This is a genomic window from Hanstruepera marina (assembly GCF_019880635.1).
GTDB lineage: Bacteria > Bacteroidota > Bacteroidia > Flavobacteriales > Flavobacteriaceae > Hanstruepera > Hanstruepera marina.
The window spans coordinates 74494-95155 of the sequence record NZ_JAINVX010000006.1 but is presented as its reverse complement, the minus strand read 5'-3'; the positions used below and the strand labels follow the sequence as shown (position 1 = coordinate 95155).

At 33.9% G+C, this 20662-nt stretch carries 13 protein-coding genes and 1 tRNA gene; 10 read left to right on the top strand and 4 right to left on the bottom strand.

Translation table 11 applies throughout. From position 1 onward, the window contains the following. Window positions 1-7: 7 nt before the first annotated feature. A complete protein-coding gene (locus tag K7G76_RS14700; protein WP_223034970.1) occupies window positions 8-1048 on the bottom strand; it encodes a WD40/YVTN/BNR-like repeat-containing protein in 1041 nt (346 codons plus the stop codon). A gap of 64 nt (window positions 1049-1112) precedes the next feature. Here K7G76_RS14700 and K7G76_RS14695 point away from each other — a divergent pair, with 64 nt between their 5' ends. From K7G76_RS14695 to purL, 3 genes are all read left to right on the top strand, one after another. Continuing rightward, window positions 1113-2324: an RsmB/NOP family class I SAM-dependent RNA methyltransferase gene (locus K7G76_RS14695; protein ID WP_223034969.1), complete on the top strand. Its 1212-nt coding sequence runs from the start codon at window positions 1113-1115 to the stop codon at window positions 2322-2324. A 1-nt stretch (window position 2325) separates the two neighbouring features. Beyond that, window positions 2326-4209: an endonuclease gene (locus K7G76_RS14690; protein ID WP_223034968.1), complete on the top strand. Its 1884-nt coding sequence runs from the start codon at window positions 2326-2328 to the stop codon at window positions 4207-4209. Between the two features lie 145 nt (window positions 4210-4354). Further along, window positions 4355-8017 (top strand): phosphoribosylformylglycinamidine synthase, encoded by a 3663-nt coding sequence (gene purL, locus K7G76_RS14685; protein ID WP_223034967.1) that lies wholly within the window; start codon window positions 4355-4357, stop codon window positions 8015-8017. Between the two features lie 171 nt (window positions 8018-8188). Here the strand turns inward: purL and K7G76_RS14680 are convergent. The 3 genes from K7G76_RS14680 to K7G76_RS14670 all read right to left on the bottom strand — a co-directional run bounded on the left by K7G76_RS14680 (window position 8189) and on the right by K7G76_RS14670 (window position 10643). Next, window positions 8189-8263, bottom strand: a tRNA-Pro gene (locus tag K7G76_RS14680). Window positions 8264-8294: 31 nt separating this feature from the next. Continuing rightward, the gene (locus K7G76_RS14675) at window positions 8295-10148 is read right to left on the bottom strand and encodes a tail fiber domain-containing protein (protein ID WP_223034966.1); all 1854 of its coding nucleotides are present in this window, start codon (window positions 10146-10148) and stop codon (window positions 8295-8297) included. Window positions 10149-10151: 3 nt separating this feature from the next. Beyond that, window positions 10152-10643 (bottom strand): T9SS type A sorting domain-containing protein, encoded by a 492-nt coding sequence (locus K7G76_RS14670; protein ID WP_223034965.1) that lies wholly within the window; start codon window positions 10641-10643, stop codon window positions 10152-10154. A 245-nt stretch (window positions 10644-10888) separates the two neighbouring features. Here K7G76_RS14670 and K7G76_RS14665 point away from each other — a divergent pair, with 245 nt between their 5' ends. From K7G76_RS14665 to K7G76_RS14635, 7 genes are all read left to right on the top strand, one after another. Continuing rightward, complete coding sequence (locus K7G76_RS14665) at window positions 10889-11884, top strand: hypothetical protein (RefSeq protein WP_223034964.1); 996 nt, start codon at window positions 10889-10891, stop codon at window positions 11882-11884. A gap of 130 nt (window positions 11885-12014) precedes the next feature. After that, the gene (locus tag K7G76_RS14660) at window positions 12015-13217 is read left to right on the top strand and encodes a histidine kinase (RefSeq protein WP_223034963.1); all 1203 of its coding nucleotides are present in this window, start codon (window positions 12015-12017) and stop codon (window positions 13215-13217) included. A gap of 48 nt (window positions 13218-13265) precedes the next feature. Next, window positions 13266-15050, top strand: a complete 1785-nt coding sequence (locus K7G76_RS14655; RefSeq protein ID WP_223034962.1) for a sensor histidine kinase — start codon at window positions 13266-13268, stop codon at window positions 15048-15050. A gap of 7 nt (window positions 15051-15057) precedes the next feature. Continuing rightward, window positions 15058-15819, top strand: a complete 762-nt coding sequence (locus tag K7G76_RS14650) for a LytR/AlgR family response regulator transcription factor (protein ID WP_223034961.1) — start codon at window positions 15058-15060, stop codon at window positions 15817-15819. Between the two features lie 90 nt (window positions 15820-15909). Beyond that, window positions 15910-17676, top strand: a complete 1767-nt coding sequence (locus K7G76_RS14645) for an AMP-dependent synthetase/ligase (protein ID WP_223034960.1) — start codon at window positions 15910-15912, stop codon at window positions 17674-17676. A 119-nt stretch (window positions 17677-17795) separates the two neighbouring features. Beyond that, a complete protein-coding gene (locus K7G76_RS14640; protein ID WP_223034959.1) occupies window positions 17796-18251 on the top strand; it encodes a MarR family winged helix-turn-helix transcriptional regulator in 456 nt (151 codons plus the stop codon). 1 nt (window position 18252) lies between these two features. Next, window positions 18253-20661, top strand: coding sequence for a 3-hydroxyacyl-CoA dehydrogenase/enoyl-CoA hydratase family protein (locus K7G76_RS14635; RefSeq protein WP_223034958.1), 2409 nt, complete (start codon window positions 18253-18255; stop codon window positions 20659-20661). Window position 20662 lies beyond the last annotated feature (1 nt).

Here is a 20662-nt window from a genome sequence, read left to right as displayed (position 1 = left end):
TCTTTTTTTATTTGAACATCAATTTCGAAATCTGCTTGGAGCCAGCAGCGTAGGCTACACTATCATTTAAAAACCTAATAGTATAATAGCCTTCATCGCTTAAATGGCTCCAAGTTTCACCGTTATCATTTGAATAATCTATACCCTTAAATCCTATTGCAATTAGCTCATTCCCTATTCCATTAGGAATATATTGTATACAACTTCTGTAACCCGGACTTTGATTCTCGGCTACTAATTGCCAAGATTTTCCACCATTTAGTGTTCTAATTTTATTTGCAGAACTATCAGCCGGTTTGGTATAATCACCTCCAATAGCAAAACCCATTAAGTTATCGTAAAAATCCATTGAATAAATACCTTCTGTTTCTTTGGCTTTAATGATTGGTGTTTCAATTACTTCCCAATTAAACCCTTTATCTGGCGAATAATAAACTCTACCTGTGGTTGTTGCAACCCATGTCTCATCTCCAACAATATCAATATTGGTATTACTAGCTGCAAAAGCACCTTCTCCTTTTATACCTTTTGGCAATTTGCTACATGATAATTTTTGCCAAGTAAACCCACCATCTCTAGTAATAATAATACTCAAACAATCATCTGTTGTATCACCAATGGCAATACCTTCTTGATTATTCCAGAATTTCATGGAATCATAAAACACATTGTCATGTTCTTCTTTGTAAACTAACTCCATTTCACCGGTATCGCCAGTTTTATACAATAGAGCTGGATTTCCAACACTTATCATAAAAAAATCTATTGTATTGTTTGCAATGGCCCTAAACTCAATATCCAAAGAATCGTGTTCAATTTTAGAAATCAACCATTTATCGGCTTCACTATTATATAATCCATAGGTATTATTATTGGCTGCAAAAGCCAGACTCTCTTGGTCTAAAATCTCTATGGCACGAACGCTTAACGTAGAATCCTCCAATATGGTTTTAAACTCAATATCTGTTAATTTTCTTTTTTGAATCTCTTTTTCAGTCTGGCAAGACAGGCAAGACACAGCCACTACAAATAGTAATAATTTCCTCATTTATAAAATATTTAGGATAAAAATACGTAATTAAAACGTACCTTTGCACGCCTAATAAAATAGAATGCGTTTACACAGAAATTTATGTTTTGCCACCATTGATGGATTAATGAAAATCTTCAACGAGGGCGAGTATGCTGATAAGGTTATCCAACAACTCCTTAAACGTGATAAACGTTGGGGAAGTCGTGATCGTGCTTTTGTTGCAGAAACAACTTACGACATTGTGAGGTGGAAACGTTTATATGCCGAAATTGCTGAAGTAAAAGAACCTTTTGACCGTGATAACCTATGGCGTATGTTTGCGGTTTGGGCAACCTTAAAAGGTATTAAGTTGCCTGATTGGAAATATTTTGAAGGTACACCTACCAGAAAAATCAAAGGTCGTTTTGACGAATTATCAAAAACCAGAAAATATAGTGAGTCTATTCCAGATTGGATAGATGAACTTGGAATAAACGAATTGGGTGAAGAAAAATGGACAAAAGAAATTCATGCGCTTAACCAACAAGCTGATGTAATTTTAAGGGTAAACACCTTAAAAACAACAAAAGAAAAACTTCAGGCCACTTTATTCGATCTAGATATCGAAACCGAGTTTATAAAAGGTTACCCAAATGCCTTAAAATTAAAAGAACGAGCTAATGTTTTCCAAACTGAAGCTTTTAAAGATGGCCTTTTTGAAGTTCAAGATGCCTCATCACAATTGGTTGCAAACTTTTTAAATGTAAAACCAGGTATGCGTGTTGTTGATGCTTGTGCTGGAGCAGGTGGCAAAGCCCTACATTTAGCAGCATTAATGGAAAACAAAGGGCAGATTATTGCCTTGGATATTTACGCCAATAAGCTCCATGAATTAAAGCGCAGAGCAAAACGAAATGGTGCTCATAATATTGAAACACGTGCAATAGACTCTACCAAAGTCATAAAAAAACTTTATGATAAAGCTGATCGTGTATTGATTGATGCGCCTTGTTCAGGATTAGGCGTATTACGTCGAAACCCAGATGCCAAATGGAAGTTAGAAGCATCTTTTATTGAAAAAATTAAAAACACACAACAAGATATATTACAGCAGTATTCACGTATGGTAAAATCTGGAGGACAATTGGTTTATGCAACCTGTTCTATTTTACCAACTGAAAACCAAAATCAAGTAAAAGCATTTTTAAAATCTGATTTAGGAAAAGATTTTAAATTTGTAGAAGACAAAAAAGTATTGGCCCACGAATCTGGATACGATGGATTTTACATGGCTTTAATGGAAAAAAAATAATATGAAACAATTTTACACAGCTCTATTTTTAGTATTAACCTCAACTATTTTTGCACAAATACCTTCAGGATATTATGATTCTGCAACAGGTACAGGCTATACTTTAAAAACACAACTGCATAATATTATTGATGCTCATAACGATCAAGGATACGATGCCATGGATGGCTTTATTTCCACTTACGAGCGCGATTATTATTACGATTCCAATGGAAGTAACACTATTCTAGATATTTATTCTGAAATACCTAATGGTGGTAATAATACGCCTAACGATCCTTATAATTTTTCACCTACAACAGATGAGTGTGGTAATTATTCTGGTGAAGGCGATTGTTATAATAAAGAACATATTATCCCACAATCGGTTTTCAGTTCGGCTACACCAATGCGCAGTGATGCACACATACTAATGCCTACTGATGGTCGTGTAAATGGCTTTAGAAGCAATTACCCTTTTGGTCGAGTTGATGATAATGATTTGGTTAATCAAAGTGGAATTTCTAACCCAACATTAAACGGTTCTAAACTAGGTGGAAATCTAAATAGTGGCTACTCTGCAGGATATACAAACACAGTTTTTGAGCCTATAGATGAGTTTAAAGGCGACATCGCTAGGATATATTTTTATTTTGCAACACGTTATGAAGATCAAATTAGCGCCTGGTCTGCTTATGATATGTTTGATGGTAGTTCGGACAAGGTGTTGTCAGATCCGTTTCTGAATATTTTAATCACTTGGCATGAAAACGATCCTGTCTCACAAAAAGAAATAGACAGAAACAACAATATTTATTACAACCACCAAAGTAACAGAAATCCATTTGTTGACCATCCAGAATGGGTAGCTTTAATTTGGGACACAACACCTGATACCGAAGCTCCAACAGATCCTACAAATTTAGTGGCATCAAACCCTACGGACAATACAATCGATTTAAACTGGATAGCTTCAACAGATAATATTGCGGTGGCTTCATACGATATCTATGTTGATGGTAATAACACATTTAATACGAATACAACTTCATTTACAGTTACTGGTTTGACACCTGACACAAATTATTGCTTTACCATTAAAGCCAAAGACGCTACAGGAAATGAATCTGGCTTTAGCAATCAAGATTGTGAAACAACTACAAATAACGGTTCATCTGGAGGAGGAGTTGATTTATTCTTTTCAGAGTATATTGAAGGTAGTGGAAATAACAAAGTCTTGGAAATAGCAAATTTTACTGGAGCCGATATAACTGATTTATCAATGTACACTTTAAAATTAAGTGCAAACGGCAATGCTTCTTGGGGTTCACCATATTCGTTTCCTGCTAATGCTGAAATAATAAATGAAGACGTATATGTTATCGCCAATGGAAGTGCAGCAGTTTGCACTTCTGAATACGATGATTTAAATAATGCTATTACGTCATTTAATGGGAATGATGCCATTGGACTTTTTAAAAATGATATTTTAATAGATATTTTAGGTGATTTTAACAGCAGCGCAGATTATGCTAAAGATGTCACTTTAGTCAGAAAGCCAGAAATAACCGAACCTGTTACAACCTTTGATATTAATGAATGGAATTCGTTTCCTCAAGATAATTGTACCGATTTAGGTAATCACACACAAACTTTAAGCACAATAGAATATAGTTTTAATGAAATCAAAATTTATCCTAATCCGGTTAAAGACATACTAAATATCAACCTAAAAAGTCCTGAAAAAACAAGTATATCGATTTATAATATTCTTGGTAAGCAAGTTTTAAACGAAACCTTAAGGCGTTCGGGCACAATAAACACGTCAAGTTTAAAGACTGGTGTTTACATTGTCAAGATTACTCAAGGCGATAAATCAATCAGTAAAAAACTGATAAAAAATTAAATAAAAAAGTCTCGAAAAATTTCGAGACTTTTTTTTGGTTAATAAACACGTGAATAACTCAACATTTTCAAATCAACTAATAGAAGAAAATACATCAAAAAGAAGTAAATTTGCATCTTTAAAACATCACACAAACTAAAACATAATGATTCACTTCTTCGGAAACCAAAACAGTAAAGTATTTGCTGTTCAAGCAACAAAAGAATTATCAACTGAAAATATTACTAAACTTGTATGGTTATTTGGCAATCAACCTAAAATAGAACAAGCATCAATCGATGCTTTTTTTGTTGGGCCAAGGGCTGCCATGATAACACCTTGGAGTACCAATGCTGTTGAAATTACCCAAAACATGGGGATTGATGGTATAATCCGTATTGAAGAATTTGAATCGTGCAGTAAAGACTTCAAAGGTTACGACCCTATGATTTCAGAAAAGTTTAATGGGTTGAATCAAGAATCCTTCACAATTAACATTAAGCCAGAACCTATCATTGAGATTAATGATATTTCGGTTTACAACCAACAGGAAGGTTTGGCTTTAAGTGATGAGGAAATAACCTATTTAGAAGGTGTTGCGAAAAAAATAGGAAGACCCTTAACCGATTCTGAAGTATTTGGATTTTCTCAAGTCAATAGCGAACACTGTCGTCATAAAATCTTTAACGGCACCTTTGTAATCGATGGCGAAGAAAAGCCTGTTTCATTATTTAAAATGATTCGTGAAACATCAAACAAAAACCCTAACGACATTGTTTCAGCTTATAAAGATAATGTAGCCTTTATAAAAGGTCCAAAAGTTGAACAATTTGCACCTAAACGCGCTGATGTTCCTGAATATTATCAAACTGAAGATTTTGAATCTGTAATTTCTTTAAAGGCCGAAACCCATAACTTTCCAACAACAGTTGAACCTTTTAATGGAGCTGCAACAGGTTCGGGTGGTGAAATTCGTGATAGATTAGCAGGAGGAAAAGGCTCTATTCCTTTGGCTGGAACAGCTGTGTATATGACTTCCTATTCAAGACTGGAAGAAAACAGACCTTGGGAACAGGCCATGGCAGAACGTCCTTGGTTGTACCAAACACCAATGGATATATTAATAAAAGCCAGTAATGGTGCATCAGATTTTGGAAACAAATTCGGTCAGCCCTTAATTTGTGGTTCGGTTTTAACTTTTGAGCACGAAGAAGATGCTAGAAAACTTGGTTTTGATAAAGTTATCATGCAAGCAGGTGGTATTGGCTACGGAAAAGCCAATCAAGCTTTAAAAGATACACCAAAAGTTGGCGACAAAGTGGTTATTCTTGGTGGTGAAAATTATCGTATTGGTATGGGTGGTGCTGCGGTTTCATCTGCCGACACTGGTGAATTTTCTTCAGGAATCGAGCTAAATGCGGTACAACGTTCTAATCCTGAAATGCAAAAACGTGCTGCAAATGCAGTCCGCGGTATGGTAGAAAGTGATGAAAACTATATTGTTTCTATTCACGATCATGGTGCTGGTGGTCATTTAAATTGTCTTTCTGAATTGGTTGAAGAAACCGGTGGCCATATCGATTTAGATAAATTGCCTGTCGGTGACCCAACATTGTCTGCCAAAGAAATTATAGGCAACGAATCGCAAGAGCGCATGGGATTAGTTATTGCCAAAAAACATATTGAAACACTTCAAAAAATTGCAGAGCGTGAACGCTCTCCAATGTACACTGTTGGTGATGTTACTGGTAACCATCGTTTTACTTTTGAATCAAAAACCACTGGAGAAAAACCTATGGATTTAGGTATGGATGATATGTTTGGCAGTTCACCTAAAACCTTCATGCATGATAAAACTGTACATAGGAATTATGCTGAAACCAATTACGATAAAACAAAATTCTACGATTATTTAGACCAACTTTTACAACTGGAAGCTGTAGCTTGTAAAGATTGGTTGACCAATAAAGTAGATAGATGTGTTGGTGGAAAAGTGGCTAAACAACAATGTACAGGTCCATTACAGTTACCGCTAAATAATGTTGCAGTAATGGCTTTAGACTACAAAGGCAAGGAAGGTATTGCAACAAGTATTGGTCACGCTCCTATTTCTGGATTGATTGACCCAAAAGCAGGTAGTAGAAATGCTATAACCGAAGCGTTAACCAACATTATTTGGGCTCCTTTAAAAGATGGATTACAAAGTGTATCGTTATCTGCAAACTGGATGTGGCCGTGCAAAAACGAAGGTGAAGATGCTCGATTATACGAAGCAGTCCAAGCTGTATCAGAGTATGCTATCGATTTAGGTATCAATGTCCCTACCGGAAAGGATTCGCTTTCCATGAAACAGAAATACCCAAATGAAGATGTCATTGCTCCTGGAACTGTTATTATATCAGCTGCAGCAAATTGCAATAATATCAATCAAGTTGTAGAGCCCGTATTGCAAAAAAATGCTGGCGATATCTACTATATCAATCTGTCTCAAGACAGCTTTGAATTAGGTGGCAGTTCGTTTGCACAAATACTAAACAAAATAGGCAATACCACACCTAATGTACAAAGTACCGATTATGTAAAAACAGTTTTTAACACTATTCAACAATTAATAACTGAAGAACAAATTGTTGCGGGACATGATGTAGCTTCTGGCGGTTTAATAACAACATTGCTTGAAATGTGTTTTGCTGATAATAATTTGGGCGCAGAATTAGATATCACCGCTTTAGCCGAAAAAGATTCGTTTAAAGTTTTATTTGCTGAAAATGCAGGATTGGTTATTCAAGCCAAAGATGATTCAGTAGAAACCGCATTTAACGAAGCTAATATTGAGTTCTTCAACATAGGAAAAGTTACCAATGCTGATGTATTGAGTGTTATTAATGATACCGATGTTTTCACCATGACAGTGTCTCGCTTACGCGACATGTGGTACAAAACCTCTTTCCTACTCGACCAAAAACAAACAGCAAACGGGTTGGCCAAAGACCGTTTTGATAATTATAAAAACCAACCGCTACAGTTTGAATTCCCAATGCATTTTACAGGAAAACTTCCTGAATTAGATAACAGCAAACCAAGGCCTAAAGCAGCTATTCTACGAGAAAAAGGCAGTAATAGTGAGCGAGAAATGGCAAACGCCATGTATCTAGCAGGTTTTGATGTCAAAGACGTCCACATGACCGATTTAATCTCGGGGCGCGAAACCCTAGAAGACATTCAATTCTTGGGTGCTGTTGGTGGTTTCTCAAACTCTGATGTTTTGGGTTCTGCAAAAGGTTGGGCAGGTGCCATTAAATATAATGAAAAAGCAAATGAAGTGATTAAAAACTTCTTTAAAAGAGAAGACACCTTGTCTGTTGGTATTTGTAATGGTTGTCAATTGTGGATGGAGTTAGACCTTATTAATCCAGACCATGAGGAACATGGAAAAATGATTCATAACGATTCGCATAAGCACGAAAGTTCATTTACTTCGGTAAAAGTTCAAGAAAACAATTCTGTAATGTTATCATCATTAGCAGGTAGCACGTTAGGGGTTTGGATTTCGCATGGCGAAGGCAAATTCAGTTTACAGTATACCGAAGACAAGTATCACATTGTAGCTAAATACGGTTACGAAGGCTATCCGCACAACCCTAATGGTTCAGATTTCAACACCGCCATGATGTGTGATAAAACAGGCCGTCATTTAGTAACCATGCCGCATATTGAGCGTTCTACCTTCCAATGGAACTGGGCTAACTACCCTAAAGGCAGAAAAGACGAGGTATCGCCTTGGCTGGAAGCCTTTGTTAATGCTAGAAAATGGATTGAGAATAAATAACAAAAAAAAAAGGAGCTTAAAATTAAGCTCCTTTTTTTGTCGGGATGACAGGATTTGGAGAATCCTTTTACATCGCTACTATTGCAAATTAAAGCTACGCTTTAATTGTCTCTAAAGAAAAAGCTAACTTAAAAAAGTAAACTTTCTACATTAGCTTTTCGCTTTAGTTTGTCGGGATGACAGGATTTGAACCTGCGACCACACGGCCCCCAGCCGTGTACGCTAACCGGACTGCGCCACATCCCGAATTAAGGACGCAAAAATACAAATGCTTTTTTTATTGTAATAATTTTGATTCAATAATTTCAATTCTGGAATTTAAATCAGATAGTTCTTGTGACTGTCTATTGTTTCTCTTTTGCTGTGTTTCAATAATGAGTTGTTGTTCCTGAATTGCCTTAATTAGCACAGGAATTAACTCGGTGTAGTTTACGCCGTATTTATCTTCTTCTTTACTATAATCAACTACATTTTTAATCACTTTATCTACTTCCTGCGCAATCAATCCTAATGACTTAAACTCTTGTTCTCTACCCTTCCAGAAATACTCTGTTGGACGCAATTGGATAATCTCATAAAGACCATATGATATATCTTCAATATCACGTTTTAGTCGTCTATCCGAAGCCTGTACAATTGCACCACCAATTCTTACATTACCACCTTCATTTTGCAAATAAAGATCAGAAACCAGACCAGCATTTCTTGCTTGAATTTCATTTCGGTCCATAGCTATATTTTGCCCCAATTCTTCGCCTATAACTAATGTTCCTGATCCTAATCCTAAACTCACGTCATTGTGGGTTGTTATATGTAGAGGCATATTTGGGCTTTGTGTTCCGATACCAACTTTGGCGTTGAATCCAATAATATCATTATCGAACTCTCCATAAATTAATGGTGTAGCACTCGAAGAATTTTCAATGTATAGTTTATTGCTTCCTTCCTCTTCTAATCCTGCTGCAGTACCGAGGAATATATTATCACTGCCTTGATTAAAAAATCCAGCAGCAGAACCAATAGCCACATTATTGAATCCTGTAGCATTGTTCCTTAATGCAGTATGACCCAAAACCGTATTAAAATCGCCTGAAACCTTGTATCTCATAGATCCAGAGCCAATAGCAGTATTGGCGCCACCTTCCTCACTAGAACTCAACGATAGATAACCTAAAGCTACATTATCCACTCCCATCGTATTGCTTTCAAGAGCTCTTCTTCCAATAGCAATATTATAATCTGACGCAACATTATCCTTTAATGCAAATGCTCCAATGGCGATATTTGATGACCCTGTAGTATTAAAAAATAAAGCTTCTTCTCCTATAGCAATATTATTTTCCCCTGTAGTATTATGATAGCCAGATCTATCTCCTATAGCGATATTTATTCTACCTATCGTATTATTCGTTAATGTATAACCTCCTATTCCAATATTACCAAATCCATCTCTATTTTCATGAAGTGAATATATACCAATCGCGACATTACTCAAGCCTTGAGTATTTGTATGAAGTGATTGGTAACCTGCAGCGAAATTATTGGTGCCAGTTTCATTAGAATATAAGGCTTCCTCGCCAAATGCTATATTTCTAACACCTGTGGTATTGTTTACCAATGTATTATCTCCTATTCCAATATTATGGTTATCATCTAAATTATCTAGCTCTCCTGCATTATCTCCAATATAAATGGAACCTCCAGTTCCTTTAGTAGTAACGCCATTACCATGAGCTTGCCAGTTTCCTATAGCTTTACTATATGGTACCGACATAAATTCTGTTGTACCTACCTCTTCTCCTTGTAATGAAACATTCAAAAAATGACGTTGTGATGCCCAATTAATATCTTCAAAAAGATTTAATGTAGCAGAACCGTTTCCTATCAATACAGAAAACACACCATTTGCATCAGTATTGGTAACATGGCTTTCTGCATATACAGTAGTACCATTCGGCGTTGCTTCATTAATATTGAAATCTAATGTTATTTCAACTTCTATCATTAAATCGCCTTGAGCATCTCGTGCTACACCTTGATAATTAATTCCTTGTTGAGCGTAAATCCCTATGCTTAATAGTAAATTAAGCATGTAGATTATAATTTTTAAAATTGGTAAAATAGTTTTCATGATTTATTGTTTTATAATTTTTATTGTGTTATTAAATCTGTTATCTAAAGTCTTGATTGTTAAAAAGTAAAGTCCATGTGATAGTTTAGTCATATCTAACCTTGTATCCATATTAGTATTAATTTCCTTTACTATGAGTAGTTTCCCATTCAAATCATAAAGGCTTATACTTGTTTTAGAGCTAAACTTATTGCTAGTATTTATATTTAAATAATCACTTACAGGATTAGGATATATTTGAACATACTCCATTATCTCCTCTTCATAATCTATACTTAAAGTTCCTTCGTTTAGAAGTATAGACCAGAATCCTTGGCTTAAAGTCGCATTGTTCTGAATTTCGCCCACTATAGATTCACCTACAGTGAATGCTAAAACATGAGATGTACCTGTTAGGGTTTCTCCTGAAGCCCCTATGACTTGTTTTGAAATGTCTTGTGCATTACTATGCGTTGCAAATAATAGCACACAGATAAATAGTAAAATTGATTTCATAATAAATTGATTAATTGTATTTGAAACCAAATCTATTATCTAATCACCTTACTAATTGTTGTTAATTGATGAATGACATTTTCCAATTGATAATTGACAAGTTATACCCAGAATTGTAAAAAAACATAGTTGTAAACGCTATTAAAACCATTTGTCAATTGAAGAATACCAATTATCAATTATGGAGTTTTTCTAGAAAGAAGTGCCTGTATGTTTGCGTCATAAATCAATAAACAAAAAAAATCATGACACGAATTAAAAAAAATCACGAATTAAAAAGCAAAAGACATTCAATTAAATATCTAGCTGTTTTAAGCTTTATTTTATTAGGACTTACAACTGTATTAACCAGCTGCAGTAAAGATGATGAACCCATTCAAAATTCTGAGCCACAAGCTATTCTTCCTTCTCTTACATTATTAAATGGACAAACAAGTACAAACTATGGTGTTGTTGGAAGTCCAAGCACTGGTTCTTTACAATACACCATAAAAGCAACAGCGCCAGATGGTTTTGATACATTAGTTATTGAAAAAGTTGTAAACGGAAGTGCTTCAGAATATGAAACCATAGACATTACTCATCCCAACTACGTAGAAGGAAGCAATACATTTACTTACAACTTAAACTATATATTAAGTGAAGATGATGTAAATGATGTTATTGAGTTTAAAGCTTTGTTATTAGACATTAATAATAATGCTGACAATTTATCATTTGCTAAAACTGAAACAAAAATGCCTATGCATTTTGAATATCTAGCAATGAGGACGGATAACCCTCCAAGTGCAGCCAATAATTTTCCATATTATGTTTATGCTGATTATTATGAACTTAAAAAGGAAACGATAAATGGCATGAATACTAGTACACTAGATAAAAATGTAGTAGCGGTTTTAAGTTGGAACGATGGTTCTGGGTTATATTTTTCATCACCTAACATAACCATAGAAACTCAACTTACAGATAATTTAACTGAAAAAAGCATTACAAAATTCAAAGAAATTTCGATGACTGCTGAGGAGTTTTATGAACTAAACATTTACGATTCATTTGAAATAATGAATTTATTTGAAGATGCATCCTTTAATTCTCATGAAGAAAAAGCTGAAGGTGTTAACATTGGGAAAATTTACAGTTTTTTGACCTACGATGGAAATGCCGGACTTATGTACGTTAAAGATTTGGAAATTCAAGGCAACGTATTCTTCGTTGATGTAGATATATTCTATGCACGATAAAACTTTACAAAGCGCAGTGGTATTTGAATTCCACTGCGCTATTATATTTTTAAAAACAATTTTTTTAATTGTAATTTAATGACCTAAATTTAATATCGAAGCAAATTCTGTATTGACAATGAAGCCTAAAATGAAGATAACACAAAATTCACAGTTATATCCGGAAACAGATGTAAACAAGTTTTCAGATGTGCTTATGTATTTTTCAGAGTCTTTGCTTGATATTAATGATGAAGAAGCCATACTTTGGGACTTAGCTAAAAACTGTATTTCCAAATTAGGCTTTGTAGATTGTGTAGTATACCTCCTTAATGAAACTGGAGATACTATGCTACAAAAAGCAGCATATGGCCCAAAAAACCCTAAAGATTTAGAAATTCATGCTCCTGTTGATAGACCTTTAGGAACAGGTATTGTTGGTCACGTAGCGCAAACTGGCAATGCAGAGCTAATTCATGACACTTCTAAAGATAAAAGATACCGAATGGATGACGAGTTTAGATTGTCTGAGGTTTGTGTCCCTATAATTATAGACGGTCAAGTAATTGGTATAATAGATTGCGAACATCCTGAAAAGAACTTTTTTACAGAACATCACTTGCATATGCTATTAACCATGTCTTCTATTACGGCAATAAAGCTTAAAGGTTTAAGGACACAAAAAAAATATCAGGAAGAACAAAAAAAATCTTTAGAAATTCAAAAGCAACTTATCGATTTAAAACTAAAGGTCTTGCATTCGCAATTAAATCCTCATTTTGTCTTTAATGCGCTAAACTCTATTCAATATTTTATTACTTCAAATCAGAAAAAAGACGCACTAGAATTTTTATCTGTATTTAGTAAGTTAATTCGTTTCTATTTAAAAAATATCGAGAGTGAAACAGTATCTCTTCTTGATGAAATTAATTTATTAAAATGGTATCTTAAACTTCAAAAATTAAGGTACAGTGACAAAATTAACTTTGAAATTAAAACTAATAAAGAAGACAATCTAGATGTTAAAATACCTAGTTTTCTTATTCAAACCTTAATGGAAAACTTAATAGAACATTCTATTTTAAATGAGCATAAAAATCAAAAAATTGAGATTAATTTCAATATGTCTTCAAAATCGGTAGTTGTTCTTATAAACTATAATCACGATCCACTTAAACTTACAGAAGCTAAATACAATCCAGAATATCGTCAAAAAATCATGAATTGGCAGGATCAAATACGGTTACTTAATAAGGGTAAAAACTATGGAATTAAAAAGCATATTACTTTTAAAAGGAATAAGAATAAAATTGTAGGGAATACAATTAAAATTACTTTACCAATCATTAATTAAATGATAAAAAAAAGTTTTGTTATTACATTATTTTTTAGCTTTCTTTTTTTGACAAGCAACTTAATTTATGCTCAAAATTCAATTAACAGAAAAAGTACACCTTTACATTTTGAAGTTTATAAAACAGAACTAGACACATTGTCTATATCTGATGTTCTATCAAATTTATCAATATTCAATTCTACGCTTTTAAAACAAGAAATAACACATCCTTCTCTCACCTATTGGATGCTTATAGATTTTGAAAAGCATTTAACTACAATTTCTAAAGATACATTGTGGTTTTTAAAAATGCCAAAGTTTGAACATGCAACGCTTTATAAGCAAACAAAAAATGGTTTGTCCGAAGAAAAATATGGAAGATTTGAATTTTCAGAAAAAGATAGATCTGTTTTATATGGTGCAGGTATTCCTTTTAAACCAGAAAACTTAATCTACAATCGATACCTTATTTTAAAGTTAAAGCGTACAGCCTACATTAGTAACATTTCAAATTGGAAAATTGGATTTGCATCCACTCATGTAGAACATTTAACTAGATATTATTATTCCACTGAAAATATAAAACGGCTTGCTCCATATTATATTTTCAGTGGAATTTGTATCATCATGTTCTTTTTAACTTTAGCTTTTTATATTTATTCCCAACGTCAAGAATTTTTATATTACATGTTGTATGTATTATTCTTGCTACTCTATTTAAACTCCGAGGTATTTAAGCTACATGAGGTTTTCTTTGGTTCTTATGGTTTATTGAGTTATGCCTTTTTCCAAATCTCGCAAATGGCTATAAACCTGTGTTACATATTATTCATCATCCATTATTTAAATACTAAAACAACTTATAAAAGACTACATGTAGCCTTAAAAGCTATCGCTTATCTATTAGTGTTTCTTATTATTCTAGATGCTTTTTTCTTTGGTTTTAACTATCTTATTGGTCATATATATCTATTACGATTTGAGCAACTCATAATGACCGTTTTTGGTTTAGTGGGTATGATATATTTAATCTGGAAAAGTGTCAATAAACTAGCTTACTTTGTTGTAATCGGTTCTTTCTTTTATATGGCTGGTGCATTGGCTCTATTGTTTTTTAGCGATGCAAGATATATGATTGCAGGATCTACCCTAGAGGTTTTAATTTTCGCATCTGGATTAGCTTATAAAATTCAAGAAGAGTTTAAGCAAAAATTACGGTATCAAGAAGAAGCTATTAGAAACAAAAACAAAGCGCTTCGGGCTCAAATAAACCCACATTTTATATTTAATGCTTTAAGTTCCATACAACATTTTATAACAGACAATAATAAAACGGGAGCATTAAAATATTTATCAAAATTTAGCAGACTCACAAGAAATATACTGGAAAGCTCTATGGAATCAAGAATTGTACTTTCAGATGAGATAAAAATGATTAATGACTATTTAGCATTAGAAGCATTACGCTTTGACAATTCTTTTAAATACGAGATTATTATTGCTCCAAAAGTAGAGCAAGATATTATTGAAATACCCATGCTAATAATTCAACCATTTATTGAAAATGCTATAATTCATGGCTTGCTAAACAAAAAATCAAAAGACAAATCATTAGTAATAAAATTTAACGATAAACAAACTTATCTAGAATGTATAATTGATGACAATGGAATTGGAAGAGAGGCCGCTCAAAAATTCAAACGGCATACTAATAAATCTAGAGGATTAGAAGTTACTGAAGAACGCTTAAAAACCAATAACCAATCAGACTGCAATATTGAAGTAATTGATAAATACGATGCCAATAACTTAGCAGCTGGAACAAGAGTTATTATAAAAATTAACTATTAAAGAAAACATGGAATTAAGAGCAGTTATAGTTGAAGATGAAAAACACAGCAGAGAATCATTAAAAAACCTGTTAGAAGAGTTTTGCTTAAATATTGAAATCGTTGGATTGGCCGAATCAGTTGAAGAAGCGGTTTCAACAATAGCACAATTAAAACCTGATGTGGTATTTTTAGATATTGAATTACAAACAGGAACTGGCTTTGATGTCATAAACCGACTTAATAATATTCAATTCGATGTTATATTCACCACAGCTTTCGACCAATATGCCATTAAAGCTGTTAAATTTAGCTCTTTAGATTATTTATTAAAACCCATAGATTTAGAAGAACTACAAAATGCCGTTGAAAAAGCAAGAAAAAAGAAAAACCAAGACGTTTATAAAAAACAATTAGAGACACTAATGCTGAATCTCAAACAACGGAAACCTACTTTAAATAAGATTTGTTTAGCAACTTCTGATGGTTTTGAATTTATTGAAGTAAATAACATTCTTTATTGTAAAGCAGAAGGTTCCTATACCAAGTTTATATTAAAAAACAAAGAAACTATTTTGGTTAGCAAGCATTTAAAAGAATATGAAAATTTGCTCTTCGAACAAGATTTTATGCGTGTTCATAACAGCTTTCTTATAAACTTAAAGGAAGTGAAAAAATATATTAAATCTGATGGCGGTTATATAATCATGAACAATAACGATTCCGTAAGTATCTCACGTTCAAAAAAGGAAGATTTTATTAAAGTCATGTCCGCATTAATGGATACATAAAAGATTTTGAATTCTAATTGAAGATATTTTTCCCATTTGATAATACCTTTTTATTTCATAATTTGCATGTCTTCAAATTAGACAAGACAGATGGCAGATATTACCAGACTTTTTGATTTTCCTTACTACCAACTTGAAACCTATAACCTTAATAAAGCCTTTACTACTAAGTATAATGGTGAGTGGGTTTCAATTTCAACTCAAGAATATATTAATCAAGCCAACGCTATTAGCCGTGGTTTGATACGTTTAGGTGTTAATTCAAATGATAAAATAGCTGTAATTTCTACAACCAACAGAACAGAATGGAATATAATGGATGTAGGCGTCTTGCAGATTGGCGCACAAAATGTACCTATATACCCTACTATATCTAAAGAAGATTATCAATATATTCTAAACCACTCTGAAGCTACGTATTGTTTTGTATCTGATAAAGAGATTGTTGAGAAATTAAATGCCATTAAAAACAACACGAAACTTAAGGGCGTTTATACTTTTGATGACGTCATTGGCGAATCCAATTGGAAAGAAGTTTTGGAACTGGGAAAAGATGACTCTAATCAAGATGTTGTTGAAGACCGGAAAAGTCAAGTTAAACCTGATGATTTAGCTACTTTAATTTATACTTCAGGAACCACAGGAACACCTAAAGGTGTAATGCTTTCACATAATAATATTGTATCAAATGTTTTGGATAGTGAAAAACGGGTTCCTTTTGATTATGGCAAATCAAAATCCTTGAGTTTTCTTCCTGTATGTCATGTTTTTGAACGCATGATTTTGTATCTATATCAATTCTGCGGTGTTGAAATTTATTTTGCGGAATCCATAGAAGCTATGAGCGATAATCTTAAGGAAGTCAAACCCAATGTTATGACAGCGGTTCCAAGGCTATACGAAAAGGTTTATGACAAAATTGTTGCTAAAGGCAGTGAGTTGTCAGGATTAAAAAAAGTACTTTTCTTTTGGGCAATAGATTTGGGTTTAAAATACGAACCGTATGGTACTAATGGTTGGTGGTATGAAAAACAATTAAAGCTGGCACGCAAACTTATTTTTAGCAAATGGCAGGAAGGTCTTGGTGGTAATTTAGAACTCATGGTTTCTGGTAGTGCTGCCTTACAACCGCGTCTAACGAGAATGTTTGCTGCAGCTGGTATGCCTATCATGGAAGGCTATGGTTTAACAGAAACTTCTCCCGTAATTTCAGTAAATGACCAAAGGGATAAAGGGTTTAAAATTGGAACTGTAGGACGTATTATTGACAATGTAGAGGTTAAAATTGCTGATGATGGTGAAATATTGGTAAAAGGCCCCAACGTAATGCAGGGCTATTATAAAGATCCAGAAAAAACTGCTGAAGTCATGACAGGAAATTATTTCCACACTGGGGATATTGGTGAAATCGATTCAGATGGTTTTCTTAAAATCACAGATCGTAAGAAAGAAATATTTAAAACTTCCGGCGGAAAATATGTAGCTCCTGCCCTACTAGAAAACGAATTCAAGCAATCTCGTTTTATTGAACAAATAATGGTTATTGGTGAAGGTGAAAAAATGCCCGCTGCCTTAATTCAGATAAACTACGAATTTGTAAAGGAATGGGCTAAACGCCATAATATTGAGTTTTCCACTGAATCTATTATAGAAAATCAAAAATTAAAAGTTAGAATTCAAGAAGAAATCGATGCTGCCAATAAAAAATTTGGTAAATGGGAACAAATAAAAAAGTTTGAAATTACTCCTGATGTCTGGACTATAGATGGTGGTCACCTCACACCTACCATGAAAATGAAACGAAAAATAATCAAAGAAAAGTATCTAGATCTTATCGAAAAAATTTACCGCTCTTAATGCATTAAATGCCTGACTAAATAATCAGGTGTTTTCATTTCAATATTTTAAAAAATTTCACAATTTATTATGCATGCATAATAAATATTTCTTATATTTGGATTCCAAAATTCCAATATATGAAGGATAAAACCATTGATTACGTCTTCAGAACCACATGGTTAGCCATAAATAAAATGTACAACGAAGAGGCTGCACAATTCGAGACTACTATGGCAACAGGCTTTGCTTTATTGAGTATAGATCCTGATAATGGTACACCATCTACCTCTTTAGGTCCAAAAATGGGAATGGAAGCGACTAGCCTTTCAAGAACACTTAAGACCATGGAAGAAAAAGGTTTAATAGAACGTAAACCAAATCCTGAAGATGGTCGTGGCGTCATCATCCATTTAACAGAATTTGGACGCGAGAAACGTGCATATTCAAGAGAAAAAGTTTTAACATTTAATGAAGCCATTCGCAAGAATATTTCGCAAGATAAGCTCGATCACTTTTATGAAGTAGCTGAACTTATAAACAACATGATTTCAAATAAAAAAATATATAACCAAAAAGAACACATACTTAAGTAACATGAGTAAACGTAGAATAAACAAAGTAGCTGTTATTGGTTCAGGAATAATGGGAAGCGGTATTGCCTGTCATTTTGCCAATATTGGTGTTGATGTGCTCCTACTCGATATCGTTCCAAGAGAACTAAACGATATTGAAAAAGCCAAGGGCTTAACATTAGAAGACAAGGTCGTACGCAACCGTATTGTAAATCAATCACTACAAACCGCTTTAAAATCTAAACCCTCTCCTATTTATCATCAAAAATTTGCCAATCGAATTTCAACAGGAAATTTAGAAGATGATTTAGCTAAAATTAAAGATGTCGATTGGGTTATTGAAGTAGTGGTTGAGCGCTTGGATATCAAAAAACAAGTATTTGAGAACATTGAAAAATTCAGAACTCCTGGCACACTTATCACATCAAATACATCAGGGATTCCTATCCACTTTATGAGTGAAGGTCGAAGCGAAGACTTTCAAAAACATTTTTGTGGAACGCACTTCTTCAATCCGGCCCGTTACCTAAAACTATTTGAAATTATTCCAGGTCCTAAAACTTCTCATGATATATTAGACTTTTTAAATGAATATGGTGAAAAGTATCTAGGAAAAACATCGGTTATTGCCAAGGACACACCTGCTTTCATTGGAAATAGAATTGGAATCTTTGGAATTCAAAGCTTATTTCATCAAGTAAAAGAATTAGGTCTAACCATTGAAGAAATTGATAAATTAACTGGTCCTGTAATTGGCCGACCAAAATCAGCAACTTTCAGAACCGTTGATGTTGTTGGTTTGGACACATTAGTTCATGTTGCAAATGGTATTTATGACAATTGCCCCAACGATGAAGCTCATGAGTTGTTTAAACTTCCCGACTTCATCAACACTATGATGGAGAACAAATGGTTGGGTAGCAAAACCGGACAAGGCTTCTACAAAAAAGTAAAAGACGATAAAGGTAAAAGTGACATCTTATCGCTTGATTTAGACACTTTAGAATATCGGTCTAAAAAACGAGCACAGTTTGCCACACTTGAATTAACTAAGACTGTAGATAAAGTAATTGATCGTTTTCCTATTCTAGTTTCTGGAAAAGACAAAGCTGGCGAATTCTATCGTAAGAATTTTGCGGCCATGTTTGCTTATGTTTCGAACAGGATTCCAGAAATCTCTGATGATTTATACAAAATAGATGATGCCATGAAAGCTGGCTTTGGATGGGAACATGGTCCATTCCAAATCTGGGATGCTGTAGGTGTTGAAAAAGGGTTGGAGCTAATTAAATCTGAAGGGCATCAAGTAGCCGATTGGGTAAATGAGATGCTGACTTCTGGAAGCAAATCATTTTATTCAGTAAAAGAAGGTGCTACCTATTTCTATGATATTCCATCGAAAAAACAAACTAAAATACCTGGACAAGACGCCTTCATTATTTTAGATAATATTAGAAAATCTAATGAAGTATTCAAGAATTCAGGTGTTGTTATTGAGGATTTAGGAGATGGAATACTGAATTGTGAGTTCCAATCTAAAATGAACACGATTGGTGGTGATGTTTTAGCTGGTCTAAATAAAGCCGTTGATTTAGCAGAAAAAGACTTCGAAGGATTAGTTATAGGGAATCAAGCTGCTAACTTCTCGGTTGGTGCCAATATAGGTATGATTTTTATGATGGCTGCAGAGCAAGAATATGACGAACTGAACATGGCAATCAAATATTTCCAAGATACCATGATGCGTATGCGCTACTCTTCCATCCCAACGGTAGCTGCTCCTCATGGAATGGCTCTTGGTGGTGGTTGTGAGCTCTCAATGCATGCCGATAAAGTTGTTGCGGCAGCTGAAACTTATATTGGATTGGTGGAATTTGGGGTTGGTGTCATTCCTGGTGGAGGTGGTTCCAAAGAAATGGCTTTAAGAGCCCAAGATACATTCCGAAAAGGAGATGTTGAATTAAACGTCTTGCAAGAGTATTTCCTAACAATTGGAATGGCTAAAGTATCAACTTCAGCTTACGAAGCTTTTGATTTGGGAATTCTTCAAAAAGGCAAAGATGTTATTGTAGTAAACAAAGACAGACAAATTGCAACTGCCAAAGCCCATGCCAAATTAATGGCTGATGCTGGTTATACCAAACCTGTTAAAAGAACAGACGTTAAAGTGTTAGGTAAACAAGCTTTGGGAATGTTTTTAGTTGGAACGGATTCTATGGAAGCTTCAAATTATATTAGTGAGCATGATCATAAAATAGCCAACAAATTGGCATACGTTATGGCTGGTGGTGACCTGTCAGAACCTACATTGGTATCTGAACAATATCTTTTAGATCTCGAACGCGAAGCATTTTTATCGTTGTGTACGGAACGAAAAACTCTAGAGCGCATCCAACACATGTTAAAAACAGGAAAACCTTTAAGAAACTAAT

What these genes read in the sequence shown, in the direction of transcription:
- K7G76_RS14700 (WP_223034970.1), bottom strand. Translation starts at nt 1,048, where the DNA reads ATGAGGAAATTATTACTATTTGTAGTGGCTGTGTCTTGCCTGTCTTGC.
- K7G76_RS14695 (WP_223034969.1), top strand. Translation starts at nt 1,113, where the DNA reads ATGCGTTTACACAGAAATTTATGTTTTGCCACCATTGATGGATTAATG.
- K7G76_RS14690 (WP_223034968.1), top strand. Translation starts at nt 2,326, where the DNA reads ATGAAACAATTTTACACAGCTCTATTTTTAGTATTAACCTCAACTATT.
- purL (WP_223034967.1), top strand. Translation starts at nt 4,355, where the DNA reads ATGATTCACTTCTTCGGAAACCAAAACAGTAAAGTATTTGCTGTTCAA.
- K7G76_RS14675 (WP_223034966.1), bottom strand. Translation starts at nt 10,148, where the DNA reads ATGAAAACTATTTTACCAATTTTAAAAATTATAATCTACATGCTTAAT.
- K7G76_RS14670 (WP_223034965.1), bottom strand. Translation starts at nt 10,643, where the DNA reads ATGAAATCAATTTTACTATTTATCTGTGTGCTATTATTTGCAACGCAT.
- K7G76_RS14665 (WP_223034964.1), top strand. Translation starts at nt 10,889, where the DNA reads ATGACACGAATTAAAAAAAATCACGAATTAAAAAGCAAAAGACATTCA.
- K7G76_RS14660 (WP_223034963.1), top strand. Translation starts at nt 12,015, where the DNA reads ATGAAGATAACACAAAATTCACAGTTATATCCGGAAACAGATGTAAAC.
- K7G76_RS14650 (WP_223034961.1), top strand. Translation starts at nt 15,058, where the DNA reads ATGGAATTAAGAGCAGTTATAGTTGAAGATGAAAAACACAGCAGAGAA.
- K7G76_RS14645 (WP_223034960.1), top strand. Translation starts at nt 15,910, where the DNA reads ATGGCAGATATTACCAGACTTTTTGATTTTCCTTACTACCAACTTGAA.
- K7G76_RS14640 (WP_223034959.1), top strand. Translation starts at nt 17,796, where the DNA reads ATGAAGGATAAAACCATTGATTACGTCTTCAGAACCACATGGTTAGCC.
- K7G76_RS14635 (WP_223034958.1), top strand. Translation starts at nt 18,253, where the DNA reads ATGAGTAAACGTAGAATAAACAAAGTAGCTGTTATTGGTTCAGGAATA.